This window comes from Gordonia caeni (genome assembly GCF_039537105.1).
Taxonomy (GTDB): domain Bacteria; phylum Actinomycetota; class Actinomycetes; order Mycobacteriales; family Mycobacteriaceae; genus Gordonia; species Gordonia caeni.
The window spans coordinates 22,045-40,334 of the sequence record NZ_BAAAZW010000001.1 but is presented as its reverse complement, the minus strand read 5'-3'; the positions used below and the strand labels follow the sequence as shown (position 1 = coordinate 40,334).

Here is an 18,290-nt window from a genome sequence, read left to right as displayed (position 1 = left end):
CGCGCAGTCCTTCGTTAGGGGGAGACTCCCCTACGGCGCCCAGGTGCGGGCGCCCTCGGCGGCTTCCTCGGCCTCGTGCTCGCCGGCGACGCGATGTGCCCGGTTGACCGCCGACACCACCGACCGCAGACTCGCGGTGGTGATGGACGATGCGATGCCCACGCCCCACACGGCTTCCCCGTTGATCTCGGTCTCCACGTAGCAGGCCGCGCTGGCGTCGCCGCCGGCGGTCAGCGCGTGCTCGTAGTAGTCCAGGATCCGGACGTCGTAGCCGACGGTGCCCAGGGCGTCGACGAAGGCGGCGAGCGGACCGTTGCCGGTGCCGGAGATCTCGCGCTCGACGTCGTCGACGCGCACCACCGCGGTGACCGTGTCCTGGCCGTCGTCCTCCTCGGACGCGTCGACCCGCTGGCGCATGCGCTCGAGCGGGGTGACCGGCTCCAGGTACTCCTGCGCGAAGACGTCCCACATCTCCTTGGGGCTCACCTCGCCGCCCTCGCCGTCGGTGATCTTCTGGATGTCGCGGCTGAACTCGATCTGCAGGCGGCGCGGCAGTTCCATGCCGTGGTCGGCCTTCATGATGTAGGCGACGCCGCCCTTGCCGGACTGGCTGTTGACGCGGATCACGGCCTCGTAGTTGCGGCCGACGTCCTTCGGGTCGATCGGCAGGTACGGCACCTGCCAGACGATGTCGTCGACGTCGGCGTCCTGGGCGTCGGCGTCGATCTTCATCTGGTCCAGGCCCTTGTTGATGGCGTCCTGGTGGCTGCCGGAGAAGGCGGTGAAGACCAGGTCGCCGCCGTAGGGGTGCCGCTCGGGCACGTTCAGCTGGTTGCAGTACTCCACCGTGCGGCGGATCTCGTCGATGTCGGAGAAGTTGATCTGCGGGTCGATGCCCCGGGAGAACAGGTTCATGCCCAGGGTCACCAGGCAGACGTTTCCGGTGCGCTCGCCGTTGCCGAACAGACAGCCCTCGATGCGGTCGGCGCCGGCCAGGAAGCCCAGTTCGGCGGCGGCGACGCCCTCGCCGCGATCGTTGTGCGGGTGCAGGCTCAGGATGATCGAGTCGCGGCGGGCCAGGTTGCGGCTCATCCACTCGATCGAGTCGGCGTAGACGTTGGGCGTGGTCATCTCCACCGTCGCCGGCAGGTTGATGATGAGCGGTTTGTCCGGGGTCGGCGCGATCACCGCGGAGACCGCGTCGCACACGTCCTTGGCGTAGCTCAGTTCGGTGCCGGTGTACGACTCGGGGGAGTACTCGTAGCGCCAGTTGGTGTCCGGGTAGCGCTTCTCGTTCTCCAGGCACAGGGTGGCCGCGTCGGTGGCGATCTTGGTGATCGCCTCCTTGTCGGCGCGGAAGACCACGCGGCGCTGCAGCACCGAGGTGGAGTTGTAGAAGTGCACGATCACGTTCGACGCACCGGCGCACGCCTCGTAGGTCCGCTCGATCAGCTCGGGCCGGGCCTGGGTCAGCACCTGGATGGTGACGTCCTCGGGGATCGCGCCCTCTTCGATGATCTCGCGGACGAAGTCGAAGTCGGTCTGGCTGGCCGACGGGAAGCCGACCTCGATCTCCTTGTAGCCCATGCGGACCAGCAGATCGAACATCCGGCGCTTGCGGGCCGGGCTCATCGGGTCGATCAGCGCCTGGTTGCCGTCGCGCAGGTCCACGGCGCACCACAGCGGAGCGCGGTCGGCCACCTTGTCGGGCCAGGTGCGGTCCGGCAGGGAGATCTGCTCCACCTCGGAGGCGAAGTCGCGGTACCGGTGGACCGGCATCGTCGAATTGCGCTGCGGGTTGTACGAGGGCTGGTGCGCCGGAATCGGGCCGTTCGGGGTGACGATGCGGCTGGGGCCGGAAGCGAATGCGTCTGCTGCTGCCATGACTGGTCAAGCTCCTGAAGAAAGAAGAAGGGTTTGACCGGCGCGTCACAAGGCCCGCGACGGAGGGCCGGTCGAATCAGACCCCGCCGCGGCAACCGAGAAGGAGAGCGCGCTGCACGTCCGTCATAGTACGACAGCCCTCCCGGCTCGCCAAACTCCGATGTTCGGAGCGGGACGAGCGTGCATCCGGACCGTGGTCAAGACTTAGGCGGGAAATGCGACAAACCTCTCACGTTTGGCGAAGAAAGGCTGCCCTAAGTTAGGTTAGCAAAGCCTGACGCAATGGGGCGTCGAAGCAAACCTCACTCGACAAGTATGGAGACGAACAAAATGGGCAGTCTGGATTCCGTTCCGTGGCACGAGATTCCGATCATCGGTGACCTGGGCACCGCCTTCGCGCAGACCGGCGTGTTCAACGACGTGTGGCTTCCGGCATGGGACGTCTTCGCCCAGGGTGTGAACTACATCTTCGGCGCGCCGATCCTCTGGCACCGCTGAGCGAGCCGCAGCGCACCCGCCGGAACGATCCGGCCGGCGAGGTCAGGACCCCGGGAGAAGCATTCCCGGGGTCCTGACTGCATCTGAATCGGCCGTTGGCGGAGGGCGGCTCAGGAGAAGGGTGTGCCCCAGTGTTCGGCGAAGGCGATCTGGTCGAGCGGAAGACGCTCGCGCGGCCACGCATCCCGTTCCCGGATCTCGTCGGCCAGCGAGGACGGATCCTCCGCCAGCCGGCCGACGGCCAGGATCGCCATCGGCCGCACCCCCTCGGGGATCTCGAAGGCCTCGACCACCGAGGCCTTGCTGAACCCGGCCATCGGGTGACCGTTGAAACCGAGAGCCTCCGCCTGCAGGATCATCTGACTCAGCGCCAGGCCCGCGTCGACGGCGCCGTAGTCGTGCTTGGCCGCGTCCTCCGGTTCGTCGGTGGTGCACACCAGGATGTAGGCGGCCGCGGCCGGAGCCCAGCTCGCGTTGCCGCGGTTGAGGCTCGCGGTGAGCGCCCCGAAGGTGGAGTCGCCGCGCCGGCCGACCACCAGCCGCACCGGCTGGATCCGCCCCCAGGTGGGCGCCCAGCGGGCGGCTTCGAGGATGGACGTCAGTTCGGCGTCGTCGATGGTGGCGGCGGCATCGAAGCCGCGTGCGCTCCAGCGGCCGGCGATCAGTTCGTGGACCCAGGCGGCGGTCTCGGTGCTCTGCTGCATGGTCCCCAGGGTAGGGGAGGCGCTCACGGGCGGTCCCGCATGACGAAGGCGACGACGACGCTGAGGATCAGCAGGCACAGACCACCGGCCAGGGCCGCGGCGTGCATTCCGGCCACGAAGGCCTCCTTGGCGGCCAGGGCCAGGTCCGCGCCCGAGCGGCCCAGTTCCGCGGCCTCATCGAGCGTCTCCCCGAGGGAGCCGGTGAAGCGCCCGGCGCCCTTCGCGAAGAAGACGGCGGTCGCCAGCGACCCGAAGAGGGCCAGGCCGAGGGCGGTGCCGAGTTCGAAGCTGGTCTCGGAGATCCCCGAGGCCGCCCCGGAGTGTTCGGGTGGCACCGAACCGACCACCACGTCGCTGACCAGAGCGAACTGGATGCCGTAGCCCACGCCGGCGATCGCCGTCAGCACCAGGTAGATCCAGATCGGACTGGTCACGCCGAGGGACAGCAGCCCCAGGTTGCCCACCGCGGCCAGCAGCAGCGACAGCGTCAGCGCCCGGCGGACTCCCATCCACCGGGCCACCCGGGCGGCGCCGACCGAGGCGGTCGCGAGGGTCAGCGCGAGCGGCAGGCCGGCGAGAGCGGCGGCGAGGACGTCGTAGCCCTGCACCGTCTGCAGGAAGATGTTGGTGAGGTAGGCCATGCCGCCCTGCGCCATCATCCCGACGCCGGCGATCGCGATGCACGCGGTGAAGGTCGCGCTGGCGAACAACCGCAGATTCACCAGCGGCGCCGGTGCGCGCCGCTGGTGGAGCAGGAAGAGGACCAGCATCACCGCTCCGAACAATCCCAGGGCGACGGCGGGTGCCGAGAGGCCCGTGGCTGCGACGTCCTTCACCGCGTAGACCAGAGGAAGGAGACCGAGTAGCGACAGCGCCACCCCGAGCAGGTCGAACGGGTGGGTGCTCCGCACCCGGAACTCGGGGAGGACGAACGGTGCCAGGACGAACAGCGCCGCGACCACCGGTACGTTGATCAGGAAGACCACGCCCCACCAGAAGTGGTGCAGCAGGACCCCGCCGATCACCGGGCCGACGGCCGCCCCGCCGGCGAAGGCCGCGGTCCAGATGCCGATCGCCCGCGCGCGGTCGGCGGCGGCCGGAAACATGTTCGCGATCAGCGACAGGGTGGCCGGCAGCAGCGTCGCGCCGCCGATGCCCATCAGGGCGCGGGCGGCGATGAGGAAGCCCGCGGACGGGGCGAAGGCGGCGGCCACCGAGGCCGCGCCGAACAGGCCCGCGCCGCCCAGCAGAATGCGCCGGCGCCCGATCCGGTCGCCCAGGTTGCCCATGGTGATCAGCAGGCCCGCGATCAGGAAGCCGTAGACGTCGAGGATCCAGAGTTGCTGCATCGGCGACGGAAGCAAAGCGTGCGAGATGGTGGGCATCGCGAGATAAAGGACCGAGAAGTCCATCGCGACCAGAAACACCGGGAGCGTCAGGACGCCCAGGCCCACCCACGCTCGGCGCCCGATGATCTCACTGTGCATGGACGGGCGTACTCCTGATCGGTCCCGGGCGAATGATGGGCCGGGGCTGCGACCACGATAGTGCGTGGGCGCGAATGCGGACGACCCGGCGCCCTCACCCGAAACGTGTGATTTCAGACCGGGATCGGCAGCCTACGGTGGCGGCAGTCGAGTGGAAGGGCTGTCGAGTGAAAAGTGCGGTGAGAGCATTGATCGGCGGCAGCCGATGAGTTCGGCCATGTCGGTGCTGCGGGGCCATCTGTTCGGTTCGCTGAGCGGGTACCGGCCCGCTTTCCTGCGCCCGGACCTGATCGCCGGTCTGACCGTCTGGGCGGTGCTGATCCCCGAATCGCTCGCCTACGCCTCGATCGCGGGGGTGCCCGCGGTCGTGGGTCTGTACGCGGCGGTGCCGGCCCTGCTGCTGTACGCCGCGTTCGGCAGTTCCCGGCACCTCATCGTCGGCCCGATGTCGGCGACCGCGGCACTCTCCGCGGCGATCGTCGGTCCCGCGGTGGCCGGGAACCCGGGTGCCTACGTCGCGATGACCGCGGCACTGGCGATCGTCACCGGTCTGGTCGGAATCCTCGCCGGACTGGCCCGCCTCGGGTTCATCGCCTCGTTCATCTCGGCGCCGGTCCTCAAGGGCTTCATCGTGGGACTGGCCCTGACGATCATCATCGGTCAGGTGCCCAAGCTCCTCGGGATCGAGAAGGGCGACGGCGACTTCTTCGCGCAGGCGTGGTCGGTGCTCGGTCATCTCGGCGATACGAACGTGCCGTCGATGGTCGTCGGTCTGCTCACGCTCGCGGGAGTGCTCGTCCTCAAGCGCTGGTTGCCGCTGGTCCCCGGTGCGCTCCTGGCGGTGGCCGCCGGGGTTCTCGCTGTTCGGGTGCTGGGGCTGGACGAGCACGGGGTGAAGATCGTCGGGCACATCGATCCGGGCCTGCCCGATCTCGGGCTGCCGGCCGGCGTCGGCTTCAGCGACTACCTGAGCCTGGTGGTTCCCGCTGCCGGAGTGGTGATCATCGGCTTCGCCGAGGGACTCGGGGCGGCGAAGACCTACGCCGCCAAGGAGGGGTATCCGATCGATTCGAACCGGGAGTTGATCGGACTGGGGTCGGCCAACCTCGGGGCGGGACTGTGCTCGGGGATGGTGGTGAACGGCAGCTTGTCGAAGACGGCGGTCAACGGCGGCGCGGGAGCCAGAACTCAGGTCAGCGGCCTGGTGGTCGCCGCACTGACGGTGCTCACGCTCCTGTTCCTCACCGGGCTGTTCGAAAGCCTTCCCGAGGCGACACTGGCCGCCGTCGTGATCGCCGCGGTCATCGAACTGGTCGACTTCGGGTCCTTGCGCCGGCTGTACGGCGTGTGGACGTCGCGACTGGCTCGGATCTACGGCCACGCCACGCGCATCGACTTCATCGCGGCGATGGCGGCCATGTTCGGCGTCCTCGTGTTCGACACCCTGCCCGGGCTGCTGATCGGTATCGCCGCGTCACTGACGGTGCTGCTCTACCGGGTGTCCAAACCCCATGTCGCGCGCCTCGGCAGGGTGGGGGAACGCTGGGTCGACGTCGCCAACTATCCGGAAGCGCAGGTGGTCGACGGCGCACTGGTGGTGCGCGTGGAAGCGGGCATCTTCTTCGCCGACTCGGACGCGGTACGCGAGGATCTCGTCGCGATGGTCGACGACGACACCCGGCTGGTGGTTCTGGACGCGGAGAGTTCGCCGTTCATCGACGTCAGTGCGGTGCAGATGCTGCTTGAAGTGCGCGATGAGCTGTCGCGCAGCGCGATCGATCTGCGCATCGCGCGTGACGTGGCGCAGTTCGGAGACGTCGTCGCCGCCGTCGACGATTCCGGTGACCTCCAGATCTTCGATTCGATCACCGAAGCCCTGGAGGCGTAGCTTCGCCCGGACCGCGTCCGGGACGGTCAGATCGCGAATTGGAAGACGGTGAGCATGTACGCGCCGAACCAGGCGCTGACCGGCACGACGGGCACCAGCACCGAAGCCGCCACCGCGGTCCGCTGCCGGGACAGGAGCGCCGCCACCGGAATCAGCAGCACGAACGCCGGCAACAGCAGGCGGGCCCGGCTCATCATCAGGCCGCTGGACAACAGGATCGACGCCGTCACCAGGGCGCCGTAGGTGAGCACCGGCCAGGGCACCCGCGCGGCCAGGGACCAGACGAGCAATCCGAGGGTCGCCAGGATCACCAGCGTGGTCGCGATCGAGGCGAAATCCTGCGCCGACGTCAGGGAGTCGGTGACGAATCGCCAGGCGGCCGCGCCGTAGTCCAGCTGGGTGTCCCAGCCCTGCGACTGGACGGTGAACCACCCGGTGACCGATCCGGTCTGGGCGGCCACGTACCAGAGATAGCCGAGGTAACCCAGGGGAGCCAGAACGACGGCGGCCCAGGCGCGGGGGCCGTCCCGGTGCGCCAGCGCAGCAGTCACCATGACCACCGCGATCACCGCGATGCCGGTGGGCCGCACCAATCCGATCAGCAGGGCGGCGCTCCCGGCCAGCAGCCAGCGGTGCTCCAGCACTCCGACCAGCGCCCAGGCGGCGAGTGCGCAGAACAGAGCTTCGGTGTAGGTCATGTTCAGCACCACCGACATGGGGCCGGCGGCGAACAAGATCACCAGAATCAGCCCGGCGCGCTGCGGATCGTAGGCGCCGGGCATCCGCTGCACGGCCAGCATGCCGAGCCGCGCGATCCCCGCGGCGGCGATCATGCCGGCGACGACGTTCACGGCGACCGCGGCGCCGAACGTGCTGATCCCCGGGAGCGCCGACACCGCTCGCACGATCCCCGGGAAACCCGGGAAGAAGGCATAGGCGGTCACGTCGCTGTGGATGCCCTGCGCATCGGTGAGGGTCTCGGGCACGCCCCGGTAGCCGTACTCGGCGATGGCGAGCATCCACTCGCCGTCCCACTTGCTCAGCAGGGAGCCGATCGGGCGGCCGTGGACCGCACCGAAGACGGCGAGGACCGCGACACCGATTCCGCGGACCACCAGGTACGCCGGGACGGCGACGGCCGCCGAGGCGAGTCGCGGATCGGTTCGACCCGCACGACTGGTTCCGAGGGTGGTCATTGCGGCCGATCATACGCAGGCGCAGATTATCCTCAGCGGGTGATACGCCGACGATGCCGGCACGGCATCCTCGGGTCGGACCCACTGTGCCGGGAGGTGTAACCAGTGCTCAACGTGATCCCCGATGCACAGCGGCGCACGGCGGTCGAGATCGCCGACCAGCTCGATCTCACGGCGGGCGATCGAGCGGCGAAGCAATCGGCCTTCTGGATCATGCTGAGTCTGTCGGGCGTGATCGCGGTGTGCGGCGTCGCCACCGACAGCACCGCGACGGTGATCGGTGCCATGATCGTCGCGCCGCTGTCCACCCCGATCCTCGGCCTCGGATTCGGCATCGTCGTCGGGCGCCCGCGGCTGGTGCGCAACAGTGCGGTCACCGTGGTGCTGGGCGTCCTGATCGTCATCGCTCTGGGTGCCGTAGTCGCCCAGATCCTGCCCAATCCGTCCGGAGTGCTCGACAACTCGCAGGTGGTCGGCCGGACCTCTCCGGCGGTGGCCGATCTCCTCGCGGCGCTCGCGACCGGGCTGGTCGGGGCGATCGCGATCGCCCGCCGGGACGTGGCCGACGTCCTGCCCGGGGTGGCGATCGCCATCTCCCTGGTACCGCCGCTCGGTGTGGTCGGCGTGTGCCTGGGCTCGCAGGCATACTCGCTGGCGGCCGGAGCACTGGTCCTCTTCCTCTCGAATGTGATCGCGATGGTGGTCACCGGGGTGGCCGTGTTCTCGGTGGCCGGCTATCGCCCGGCGGCGGTGCCCGGGACGCGTCATTGGCGGCGGATCCGGCTGGTCCTGGCCGCAGCGCTGGTGGCGATCGCGATCCCGATGGTCGTGAACTCGCTGAACACCTTGTGGAGCAGGCAGATCGCCGATGCGACGACGGCCTGGCTGCACGACCACGGCACTCCGGCCCAGGTCACGGACGTCTCGGTGAACGGCGAAACAGCGACGGTGCAGGTGCGCGGGGCGCAGGCGCTGCCGCCGGTCGACGAGTTGCAGCGGACCGTCGACGACATCGTTCCGTGGGCGCCCAGAGTGGTCGTGGAGTACACGCTCGGCGGCCGGGAAGAGGGGCACCGCTGAGAATCACCCTTCGCGGGTGATCCCTCCCGGCGCCGGGCTCGTAGCGTCGAGATACAGACGGAATCGAGTCCGATCCGTGCCGCCGAACGGAAGGAATGACGACCCATGCCGAACACGCCCAAGCCGGTGAGTGCGCAGATCATCGCGCAGAATCAGGAAATGCTGGCCCGGTTGCCGTTCGCCGACCGGCAGGATTTCGCCGATGCCACGCGGGGTCTGATCGGGCGCCGGGATCCCAACGCCGTGCGCGACGCCGACGGGACCGTGGTCTGGGACAACGACACATACGCCTTCCTCGACTCGGAGGCCCCCGACTCGGTGAACCCGAGCCTGTGGCGCCAGTCGCAGCTGGCGGCGGTGGAAGGGCTCTTCGAGGTGGTCCCGGGGATCTACCAGGTGCGCGGCATGGACCTGTCGAACACGTCGTTCGTGGAAGGTGACGAGGGCGTCATCGTCATCGACACACTCCTCTCCGAGGAGACGGGCCGCGCGGCACTGGAGCTGTATCGGGCCCACCGCGGCGACCGGCCGGTCAAAGCGATCGTGTACACCCACTCGCACGCCGACCATTTCGGTGGTGTGCGCGGCTTCGTCTCCGAGGAGGACGTGACCTCCGGCAAGGTGAAGATCTTCGCACCCGAAGGATTCCTGGAGCACTCGGTCGCCGAGAACGTGTACGCCGGCACCGCGATGAGCCGGCGCGCGGCATACATGTACGGCGCGGCCCTGGCACGCGGCCCGCAGGGCCAGGTCGGCGCGGGCCTCGGGCAGACGGTGTCCACCGGCACCGTGACCCTGCTGCCGCCCACCGACATCATCACCACCACCGGCCAGACGGCGGACGTCGACGGTGTCCGCATGGTCTTCCAGATGGCCCCGGACACCGAGGCGCCGTCGGAGATGCTCATCTATCTTCCGCAGTTCAAAGCCCTGTGCGCGGCCGAGGATGCCACCCACAACTTCCACAACGTGCTGACCCTGCGCGGTGCGGTGGTGCGGGACCCCCACAGCTGGGCCAAGTACCTCACCGAGACCATCGATCTGTTCGGCGGCGAGGTGGAGGTGGTCTTCGCCTCCCACCACTGGCCCACCTGGGACAACGAGCGCGTCGTCGAGTTCCTGCGCGCCCAGCGCGATCTGTACGCCTACGTGCACGATCAGACCCTGCGCCTGCTGAACAAGGGGTACACCGGTCCGGAGATCGCCGAGCAGATCGAACTGCCGCCGGTGCTGGAGCAGAACTGGAGCACCCGCGGCTACTACGGCTCGGTCAGCCACAACGTGAAGGCGATCTACCAGCGTTATCTCGGCTGGTTCGACGGCAATCCGGCGTCGCTGTGGGAGCACACGCCGGTGGAGCAGTCCAAGCGTTACGTCGAGTTCATGGGCGGTGCGCAGGCCGTCCTGGACAAGGCGAAGGACTCGTTCGACGACGGTGATTACCGCTGGGTGGCGCAGGTGGTCAACCACGTGGTGTTCGCCGACCCGGACAACGCCGCGGCGCGCGAGCTCCTGGCCGACGCCTACGAGCAGCTCGGCTACGGCGCGGAGAACGGAACGTGGCGCAACTTCTATCTGTCCGGTGCCACCGAACTGCGGGCCGGGCAGTTCGGCACGCCGACGCAGACCGCCGCTCCGGACGTCGTCGCGCAGTTGACGCCGACCATGCTGTTCGACGCCATCGCCGTCCAGATCAACGGGCCCGCGGCCTGGGACGAGGACCTCTCGATCGACGTGGTGCTCACCGACCTCGACGAGCGCTACCGCCTGTACCTGAAGCACGGTGTGCTCACCTACTCGAGTGCTGCGCAACGCGGATCCGCCGACCTCGTGCTGACCACCACCAAGGCGGCACTGCCGGCGCTGGCGGGAGGTCTGTCGGACGCCGGGCAGCTGGCGGCGGCGGGGATCGACGCGGAGGGCGACACGGGAGTGCTCGCTCGGTTGGCCGCTGTTCTCGACCCCGGCGACAGCGACTTCGCGATCGTGACCCCCTAGAATGTCGGTCGCGGTTCTGCCATGAGAGTGATCATTTTCGGCGGCGACGGCTTCTGCGGCTGGCCGAGCGCCCTGCACCTGTCGGCCGCGGGGCACGACGTCACCATCGTCGACAACTTCGTCCGCCGCCGCGCGGACGAGGAACTGGGCGTGCAGTCGCTGACGCCGATCCGTTCCCTCGACGAGCGCCTGGCCGCCTGGAAGGAATCGTCGGGGCGATGTATCGGCAGCGCGGTCTTCGATCTCGCCGCCGATTACGACGCCCTCGTCCGCCTGCTGGAATCGGCGCGGCCGGATGCGGTCGTCCACTTCGCGGAACAGCGGTCCGCGCCGTATTCGATGAAGTCGCCCGCGCACCGGCGGGCGACCCTGAACAACAATCTCAATACGACGCACAATCTGCTGACCGCGATCGCGCAGACCGGGCTCGACGTCCACGTGGTGCATCTCGGGACGATGGGCGTCTACGGCTACGAGACCGTACCGGTCGACCTCCCCGAGGGATACCTGCACATCACCTATCCCGATCGCAACGGCGACCCGGTGGAGCGGGACATCCTGTACCCGACGAGGCCGGGAAGCGTCTACCACCTGTCCAAGTCGCTCGATCAGCTGGTATTCGCGTTCTACGCCCAGAACGACGGCATCCGGATCACCGACCTGCACCAGGGCATCGTCTGGGGAACGCAGACCGATGAGACCGACGGCGATGCGCGCCTGATCAACCGGTTCGACTACGACGGCGACTACGGAACGGTGCTCAACCGGTTCCTGGTGGAGGCCGCGGTCGGTCACCCGCTGACCGTGCACGGCAGCGGCGGGCAGACACGGGCGTTCATCAACATCCGTGACTCGGTGCGCTGCATCCGACTGGCGGTGGAATCCGGTGATCAGGTGACCGGCGGGGTCCGGGTGATGAATCAGCTGACCGAGACCCACCGGATCGGCGACCTGGCTCGACTGGTCGCCGATCAACTCGGCGCGCGCATCGACACCGTGGTCAACCCGCGCCAGGAGGCGGACGCCAACGATCTCGCGGCACGCAACGATCTCCTGCGCGGTCTGGGGCTGGACCCGATCGGACTGAACTCGGCGCTGCTGGCCGATGAGTTCGCACTGGCCGCCCGGTACGCCGACCGCGTGGATCGGGACCGGATCCCGTGCCGCTCGTACTGGAATCGGGAACGGCGGTCCGCGGCCGGCGGACGGTCGTCATGACCGACGAGCAGACGCCACCGGAGGGTGACGACGATGCGCCCGAGTATTTTCCGGGCGAGCGTCGCCGCACCGTGCCGAAAGCGGCCTGGGCGGTCCTCGCCGTCGCCCTGGCGGCACTGCTCATCCTGCTGATCAGCCGGCCGGCCTGGCTCACCCACGACGTCGACGACCAGACTCTCCAGGTTCCGGCGGACCGCCATTTCAGCAGGTCGCTGGTCATGGCGGGCGACCCGGACGGCATCTGGCTGTCCGACGAGACGTCGTCGCGCACCTTCGAGGTCAGGCTGCCGGTGGATTCGGCCGCCGACCAGACGCGGCTTCACCTGGTCGGCACGAGCACCGTGCCGGACACCAGCACGGCCTTCCTCAGTGTCGCGGTGGACGGGCAACTGGTCGATCGCCAGGCGGTGCCACACGGGTCGAACACGATCGACCGGTACGTGGACATCCCGGAGCAGGCCGTCGAAGACGGCGAGGTCCGGATCCGGATCTACACCGACGGGGAGCGGCACGAGGAACGGTGCACGGCCGACCATTCGGCGGGCATGCTGATTCATCTGGACTCCGGCAGCCTCATCGAGGCGGCACTCGCCGAACCGGTCCGGACCGTGCGAGACGCCGTCGCTTCGTGGAGCCGGAATACGGCGGTGGTCGTCGCCGACGACGACCCGCAATGGCTCACCGCGGCCGCCCAGGTGGGACTGGCGCTGATCCGCAACGGCTACGACGTCGAGTTCACCCGTGAACCGCCGGATTCCGCGTCCCGGGACTCGATCCTCGTCGGCCCCGCCGAGGTGCTCGCGGACAGATACGGGTGGAGCAGTGAGGATCGCCAGGACGCCGTCGCCGTGGGACGAGTGGGCGACGCCGCGGTCGTGGGGGTCACCACGGTGCAGGCCGACGCGGTGGCGCGGTTCCTCGAGGCGCCGACCGTGGCCGTCGCCGACTCCCCGGGCAGTGCGCCGGGCACCGTGACCCCCGCGCCTGTCGGGTCCGCGAACGAGGTGCCGCTCGAGGCCCTCGGCGCGGACACGGCCCCCGGACAGATCACCGAGACCCGCCGGTGGGGCACGTCGTTCGCCCTGGCCGACCTCCCGGGTGGGAGGCTCCCGTCGGCGGCGGCAGTGTCGATGACGCTCCCCGCCTCGCCCGACGACATCACCTGGATCCTGACGGCAGAACTGAACGGCCGGCTGGTGGGGAGCGTCCCGCTGAATCCGACGCGGGGCGACGTCGAGGTGCCGCTGCCGGAATCGGCGATGCTGCTCGACAATTCGCTGACCCTGACCGTCTCCCGAGACCGCGATCTCGGCGGCTGTGATGTGCGCGTATCGCCGTACCCGATCCAGCTGAACGAGACGTCGGCGCTACGGCTCGGCTCTGCCCCGGGCGCCGGTTTCACGGCATTGCCCCGGCAACTGAACTCCGGTGCCGCGGTCTACCTGCCGGGCTCGAACGACGACGACCCCGTCGTCCTGCTGAATCGCGCCGTGCCGGTGATCGCCGACTTCGTCTCCGCGCAGGAGTACCCGGACTTCCAGTGGGACACCGCACCCGACGGCCGGGCCCCGTTCATCGTCGTGGGCGACTCGGACGGGGTGGACACCGCGCTCACGCTCCGGGACGGACGGTTGGTCGACGTCCCGACCGGGTCGGTGCTGAACGTCCCGGCCTTCACCGACGGACTGCTGGTCCAGACCGCGGCCGGTGATCGCGGCGGCGCCGGACTGTCGCTGATGGGGCGGGGGCAGGTCGCCCCGACGGCGCTGCCCGACTTCGGGCGGGCGGACGCTCAGGTGGTCACCGCGCAGGGCGGCTTCGTCGTGGAGCCCGGCGGTGCGGTCGTCACCGAACCACCGATACGGCAGAGCCCGCCGTGACCCGGGCGGGCCGCACCGGTGCAGCGACCGCCGGCCCCGCGCCGGTGGCCGACTTCTTCCGGTCGGTCGACAGTGCCCCGAAAGACTATGCGGTCGATCGCCCGCCCGGCGGCGTCAACGGCTTCCTGGTCACCTTCATCGGCATCGCGGTGCTCGCCATGTGCACGCGGACGGTGCTGGTCTACACGCAGGTGATCCACTCGTCCACGGATCTGGTGATCCTGGCGGGCGGCCGCGGCGGCGTGGTGTTCCCGCTCCGAATCTTCCTGGCCGCCTTCTTCCTCACCTACGCGCTCTATGCCTACTCGAACGCCTGGCGCCGGGCCTTTCTCGCCGTCTCGCTCCTCGGCAAGTTCCTCGTCTTCTGCCTCGCCGTCGACATCGTGTCGTGGGTTCTGCACGAGTCGGGCATCGTCACGATCTCCGTGTTCGGGGCGCAGATGCTCTCCGGCCTCGCGGCGCTGGCGATCTTCCCGCACACGATTCTCCGGCAGGCGCAACTTCCGGAGACGATCACGCCACCGGCCGGATCGCGGATCGCGGCGCGCTCGTTCGCGGTGCTCGCCGGCTGTCTGCTGTTCTCCGCGCTGGGCGCCGTCATCGCCCTGCACGTGTTCGGCGAGGCGGTCGACCGGTTGAAGGACTGGGCGATCCTCGGCGGCATCGGCGCCGGAGTGTTTCTGATGCAGCAGTTGCTGGCGGCCAGCACCGCCGTCATCGGGGCCGGCGCGCTGCGCCGATCCCGGAAACTGGAGTTCGCTCCGCCGATCGGAGTGCTCGTACCCGCGCACAACGAGGCGCACAGCATCGCCGCGACAGTGGCCGCCGTCGACACGGCCGCCCTCAGCTATGCCGGGCGCATTCACGTCTATGTGGTCGACAACGCCTCCACCGACGGCACCCGGGAGGCCGCGGAGTCGGCGATCGCCGACTGCACGCACATCACCGGCCGGGTCCTCGATTGTCCGACGCCGGGCAAGGCGATCGCCCTGAACCTGGGGATAGAGCACATCGCCGAAGACTTCGTCGTCCGGATCGACGCCGACACCGTGATCGGCGACGATTGCCTGCGGCACGCGATGCGGCATTTCGCCGAGCCCGACGTCGGCTGCGTGGGCGGAATCCCGATGCCGATGGAGGAACGGACGTGGATCGACAAGTGCCGGCTGATCGAGGTGTACATGCGCCACGGGTTCTATCAAGTCTCGCTGGACGGCTACGACGGGGTGATGGGCATACCCGGCATGTTCGCGATCTACCGGCGTGACCAGGTGAGAGCCGTCGGCGGCATGGTCACGGGAATGAACGGCGAGGACACCGACATCTGCATGCGCCTGACGGCCGCGGGCTACCGCAGCGTCGCCGACCCGCGCGCCGTCTACTACAGCGAGACGCCTGCGAGCTTCGCGCATCTGCGCGAGCAACGCACCCGATGGTTCCGCAGCATCTATCACCTCGCCGGACGCAATCGGCGAATGCTGTTCGACTTCCGGACGATGGCGGGCACCTTCGTGCTGCCGTTCAATCTGGTCAACGCTGCCCGCCGGGCGATGCTCGCGCCACTGCTGATCTTCACCGTGATCGCGACGATGATCTTCGGCGCCACCTTCCCGGGGATGCGCTGGCAGCCGATCGTCGCGACACTGTTGGGGATGTCGATGATCCTCACGATCATCGTGTGTGCGATGTGGCGGTCGTCGTCGGTGAAGTACATCCCCATGTACATCGCCTTCCGGGTGCTCCGTAGCTACTTCACGCTGGCGGCTGCTCTCACCCTGATCTATCCGCCCATGCGGCCGCGGGTTCCGCAGCGCTGGCGGCCCGCGGTCAGAGCAACCCGAGTTGACGTGCTCGGGAGACGGCTTCGCGCCGTCCGGTGGCACCGAGCTTCTGATAGATCGACCGCTGATGGGTCTTGACGGTGTTCACCGACACGTAGAGCGCGGTGGCGATCTCCGCGGTGGTCATCGAACCGATCAGGTACTGCAGGACGTTGGTCTCCCGCTCGCTGAGTGGAACGAAGAAGCCGTGCTCCGGGTCGGCCCTGCGTCCCCCGGTCTTCGCCATTCGCGCCAGCAGGTCCAGGGCGAACTCGGGCCGGGCGATGCCCGTCTCGACTCGTTCGGCGAGCAGTCGCTGCATTGCGGGGCCGTGATCGAGGAACGGGCGCCGCAGGCTCTCTGCGGCGGCGAGTTCCAGTGCCGCGGCGAGTGCGTCCAGGCGCTGATCGTGTGGAAGGTCCTCGTCGAGTGCCTCGTGGAGGCGAACGTGCACGCGGTCGCGCCGCGAGCCTCCCGGTGAGTACGGGATCTGTTCCAGTGCCTGCTGCCGCGTGGCGGGTGGACCGCCGGGGTGACGAGAGTTCGAGTCGAGCTCGGAGAAGTAGTTGATCGACGCGGCGATCCGCGTCGACGAAGCCGGGGCTAGGCGGGCGGTGGCGAGCGCTTCTTCGAGTGAGGCCCGAGAGTCGGCGACGTGGCCCTGTGCTCGCTGAAGTCGCGTGCGGAGGACGGTGACCGCGAATGCCATGTGCGGCTCGCCGGTCGCCGCCTTCGCCAGGTCCAGCCACTTCGAGGCCTCCCCGGTCAGATCCCGGTCGAAGGCCACACCGGCCAGTGCGAGGTACGCCCCGGCGGCCTGCGCCGCGTGAGCGAGTCCGGCGCTGCCGAATCGAGTGGCCGCCTCCTCCGCGACCGCCTCGGCGGCCGTGAGGTCGCCGGCGGCCCAGTGGAGGAGGGCGAGGTGGGCTTGCGCGTTGAGGATCGGCAGCACCACGCGCCGGCCCAGGTCGTCGGCCGCGGCCTCGGTCAGATTCCGGCGCGCTCCGTCGTAGTCGCCGAGCCAGAGCTCGCACGACCCCTGGTTGCTGATCAACAGGTTCCGGATGGAGGCCCAGTCGGTGATCCCGACTTCGGAGAGGGTGGCCGGATCCTTCGGCATTCGCGCGAAGCCGTCGAGGACCGCCTGCAGATCACCCGTCCAGCGGCGCCATCCGCCGTCGACCAGTTCCAGGACGAAGTCGAGGCGGCGCCGGTGTGCCCCGGCTGTCGCGGCCACCAGTTCGCGGGCGACGCCCACGAGATCGTCCACGCCCTTCGGATATCCAGCCATGGTTCGTGCGGCCGCCACACCGACGGCGAGTCCGGCGTCGGTCAGAATCGCCTCCCGCGGAATGGACTCCAGCAGTTCCAGGAACTGCATCGGTGATCGCCGGACGGTCCACGACACGATGTGGGTGCCCACCAACTCGCCCGCGACGGCCCAATCGTCGCCGGCGATCGCGTGGGTCAGGGCGGTCAGCGGCTGCTGCTGACTCACGTACCACTCGGCCGCCTTGCGGTGCAGGCTCCGGGTGGTCTCGTCATCGACGATGCGGGACCGGAGGAACTCGAGGAGCAGCGGATGCAGCCGATACCAGCAGGGTTTGCCGAGTTCGTCGACGAAGGCGTTGAGCTGATCCATCTGCGCGAGCACCGCACCGGAGTCCGGACCGCCGCCGAGTGCGGAGGCCAGGGCCGGGCAGACCTCGTCAACCACGGAGATGCACCGCAGAAGGTCGCGCCATTCCCGTGGAGCCCCTTGGTACACCTCCTTCATCAGGTAGTCGGCGATGTAGTCGCTGCGGCCGGACAGCCCCCGCGCGTACTCGCCGGGATCGGCGGCCTCCCGCATGCCGAGGGCCGCGAGGCGCAGGCCGGCGGCCCAGCCCTCGGTGCGCTGTACGAGCGAGTCGACGTCGCCGCGCTCCAGAGTGAATCCGAGGGACTCGAAGAGTTCGGCGGCCTCGCGGCTTCCGAAGAGCACCCCGTCCATGCGCAGTTCGCCGAGCACCCCGTCCAGTCGCATCCGGTGCAGGGGCCAGGGCGGGTCGTACCGGGAGATCGCCACGAGATGCAGGTCGGGGCCCGCGGCGCCGATCAACTCGAGGAGCTGATCGTGCAGTTGGGGCCGGGTGACCACGTGCAGGTCGTCGAGGACCAGAAGCGTTCCGCGGCCCCGCTGGCGGATCCACGACGCCAGGGTCGCGGGGGCTTCGGCGGGCACCTGCTCGATCAGCCCCAGGACGCGGGTCAGCTCGGCCTCCTCGTCGGGGTAGGTGCGCAGCATCTCGGCGAGGATCGACGGCCACAGGGAGCCTTCCGTGGTCCCTGGCCGGACGGTGACCCAGGTCGCGCGCAGTCGGCGATCACGCAGCCACGAGGCCACGGACAGCGATTTGCCGTACCCGGCCGGGGCGCACACGAGGAAGACGAGCTGATCGGTCGCGGCGTCCAGGCGGTCGAGGACCGACGTGCGCAGAACGACGTTCCGCGCGACCGGGCCGCTGGTCCAGCGGGGGGCTTCTCCGCTGCGCGCCGGACCCAGGTCCATCGCACCCCTTCCCGATTCGGGGACTCCTACGGCCTTCGGTGTCCCGTGCTGAGGAGCCCCCAGAATACGCATCGCGCGAAGGCCGT

12 protein-coding genes are annotated in these 18,290 nt (G+C 69.1%); 7 read left to right on the top strand and 5 right to left on the bottom strand.

Translation table 11 applies throughout. The annotated features are described in order from the left end of the window. Positions 1-30 precede the first annotated feature (30 nt). Positions 31-1,884, bottom strand: coding sequence for a 2-isopropylmalate synthase (gene leuA / locus ABD732_RS00180; protein WP_344779365.1), 1,854 nt, complete (start codon positions 1,882-1,884; stop codon positions 31-33). 315 nt (positions 1,885-2,199) lie between these two features. Here leuA and ABD732_RS00175 point away from each other — a divergent pair, with 315 nt between their 5' ends. Next, positions 2,200-2,382: a hypothetical protein gene (locus ABD732_RS00175; RefSeq protein WP_344779363.1), complete on the top strand. Its 183-nt coding sequence runs from the start codon at positions 2,200-2,202 to the stop codon at positions 2,380-2,382. Between the two features lie 110 nt (positions 2,383-2,492). Here ABD732_RS00175 and ABD732_RS00170 read toward each other — a convergent pair whose 3' ends face one another. Both ABD732_RS00170 and ABD732_RS00165 read right to left on the bottom strand, forming a co-directional pair. Further along, a complete protein-coding gene (locus ABD732_RS00170) occupies positions 2,493-3,086 on the bottom strand; it encodes a nitroreductase family protein (protein WP_344779361.1) in 594 nt (197 codons plus the stop codon). A gap of 23 nt (positions 3,087-3,109) precedes the next feature. Beyond that, positions 3,110-4,573 (bottom strand): MFS transporter, encoded by a 1,464-nt coding sequence (locus ABD732_RS00165; protein ID WP_344779359.1) that lies wholly within the window; start codon positions 4,571-4,573, stop codon positions 3,110-3,112. A 205-nt stretch (positions 4,574-4,778) separates the two neighbouring features. Here ABD732_RS00165 and ABD732_RS00160 point away from each other — a divergent pair, with 205 nt between their 5' ends. Next, positions 4,779-6,461 (top strand): SulP family inorganic anion transporter, encoded by a 1,683-nt coding sequence (locus tag ABD732_RS00160; RefSeq protein WP_344779357.1) that lies wholly within the window; start codon positions 4,779-4,781, stop codon positions 6,459-6,461. A gap of 26 nt (positions 6,462-6,487) precedes the next feature. On the opposite strand, the gene ABD732_RS00155 is transcribed toward ABD732_RS00160, so the two are convergent. Beyond that, the gene (locus ABD732_RS00155) at positions 6,488-7,657 is read right to left on the bottom strand and encodes a hypothetical protein (protein WP_344779355.1); all 1,170 of its coding nucleotides are present in this window, start codon (positions 7,655-7,657) and stop codon (positions 6,488-6,490) included. A gap of 105 nt (positions 7,658-7,762) precedes the next feature. On the opposite strand from ABD732_RS00155, the gene ABD732_RS00150 reads away from it, so the two are divergent. The 5 genes from ABD732_RS00150 to ABD732_RS00130 all read left to right on the top strand — a co-directional run bounded on the left by ABD732_RS00150 (position 7,763) and on the right by ABD732_RS00130 (position 15,752). Continuing rightward, positions 7,763-8,737, top strand: coding sequence for a TIGR00341 family protein (locus ABD732_RS00150; protein WP_344779353.1), 975 nt, complete (start codon positions 7,763-7,765; stop codon positions 8,735-8,737). A gap of 105 nt (positions 8,738-8,842) precedes the next feature. Next, positions 8,843-10,735, top strand: coding sequence for an alkyl/aryl-sulfatase (locus tag ABD732_RS00145; protein WP_344779351.1), 1,893 nt, complete (start codon positions 8,843-8,845; stop codon positions 10,733-10,735). A gap of 21 nt (positions 10,736-10,756) precedes the next feature. Continuing rightward, a complete protein-coding gene (locus ABD732_RS00140; RefSeq protein WP_344779349.1) occupies positions 10,757-11,953 on the top strand; it encodes an NAD-dependent epimerase/dehydratase family protein in 1,197 nt (398 codons plus the stop codon). Further along, on the top strand, positions 11,950-13,833 hold the full coding sequence (locus ABD732_RS00135; protein ID WP_344779347.1) for a hypothetical protein: 1,884 nt from the start codon (positions 11,950-11,952) through the stop codon (positions 13,831-13,833). The genes ABD732_RS00140 and ABD732_RS00135 overlap by 4 nt, the downstream gene beginning before the upstream one ends. Further along, positions 13,830-15,752, top strand: a complete 1,923-nt coding sequence (locus ABD732_RS00130; RefSeq protein ID WP_344779345.1) for a glycosyltransferase family 2 protein — start codon at positions 13,830-13,832, stop codon at positions 15,750-15,752. Before ABD732_RS00135 ends, ABD732_RS00130 begins: the two co-directional genes overlap by 4 nt. Here the strand turns inward: ABD732_RS00130 and ABD732_RS00125 are convergent. Continuing rightward, positions 15,661-18,204, bottom strand: a complete 2,544-nt coding sequence (locus ABD732_RS00125) for a winged helix-turn-helix domain-containing protein (protein WP_344779343.1) — start codon at positions 18,202-18,204, stop codon at positions 15,661-15,663. The genes ABD732_RS00130 and ABD732_RS00125 overlap by 92 nt on opposite strands. Positions 18,205-18,290 lie beyond the last annotated feature (86 nt).

Excerpts from the sequence above, each read along its gene's own strand:
- leuA (WP_344779365.1), bottom strand. The coding sequence starts at position 1,884 with ATGGCAGCAGCAGACGCATTCGCTTCCGGCCCCAGCCGCATCGTCACC.
- ABD732_RS00145 (WP_344779351.1), top strand. The coding sequence starts at position 8,843 with ATGCCGAACACGCCCAAGCCGGTGAGTGCGCAGATCATCGCGCAGAAT.
- ABD732_RS00155 (WP_344779355.1), bottom strand. The coding sequence starts at position 7,657 with ATGACCACCCTCGGAACCAGTCGTGCGGGTCGAACCGATCCGCGACTC.
- ABD732_RS00160 (WP_344779357.1), top strand. The coding sequence starts at position 4,779 with ATGAGTTCGGCCATGTCGGTGCTGCGGGGCCATCTGTTCGGTTCGCTG.
- ABD732_RS00175 (WP_344779363.1), top strand. The coding sequence starts at position 2,200 with ATGGAGACGAACAAAATGGGCAGTCTGGATTCCGTTCCGTGGCACGAG.
- ABD732_RS00140 (WP_344779349.1), top strand. The coding sequence starts at position 10,757 with ATGAGAGTGATCATTTTCGGCGGCGACGGCTTCTGCGGCTGGCCGAGC.
- ABD732_RS00135 (WP_344779347.1), top strand. The coding sequence starts at position 11,950 with ATGACCGACGAGCAGACGCCACCGGAGGGTGACGACGATGCGCCCGAG.
- ABD732_RS00125 (WP_344779343.1), bottom strand. The coding sequence starts at position 18,204 with ATGGACCTGGGTCCGGCGCGCAGCGGAGAAGCCCCCCGCTGGACCAGC.
- ABD732_RS00165 (WP_344779359.1), bottom strand. The coding sequence starts at position 4,573 with ATGCACAGTGAGATCATCGGGCGCCGAGCGTGGGTGGGCCTGGGCGTC.
- ABD732_RS00170 (WP_344779361.1), bottom strand. The coding sequence starts at position 3,086 with ATGCAGCAGAGCACCGAGACCGCCGCCTGGGTCCACGAACTGATCGCC.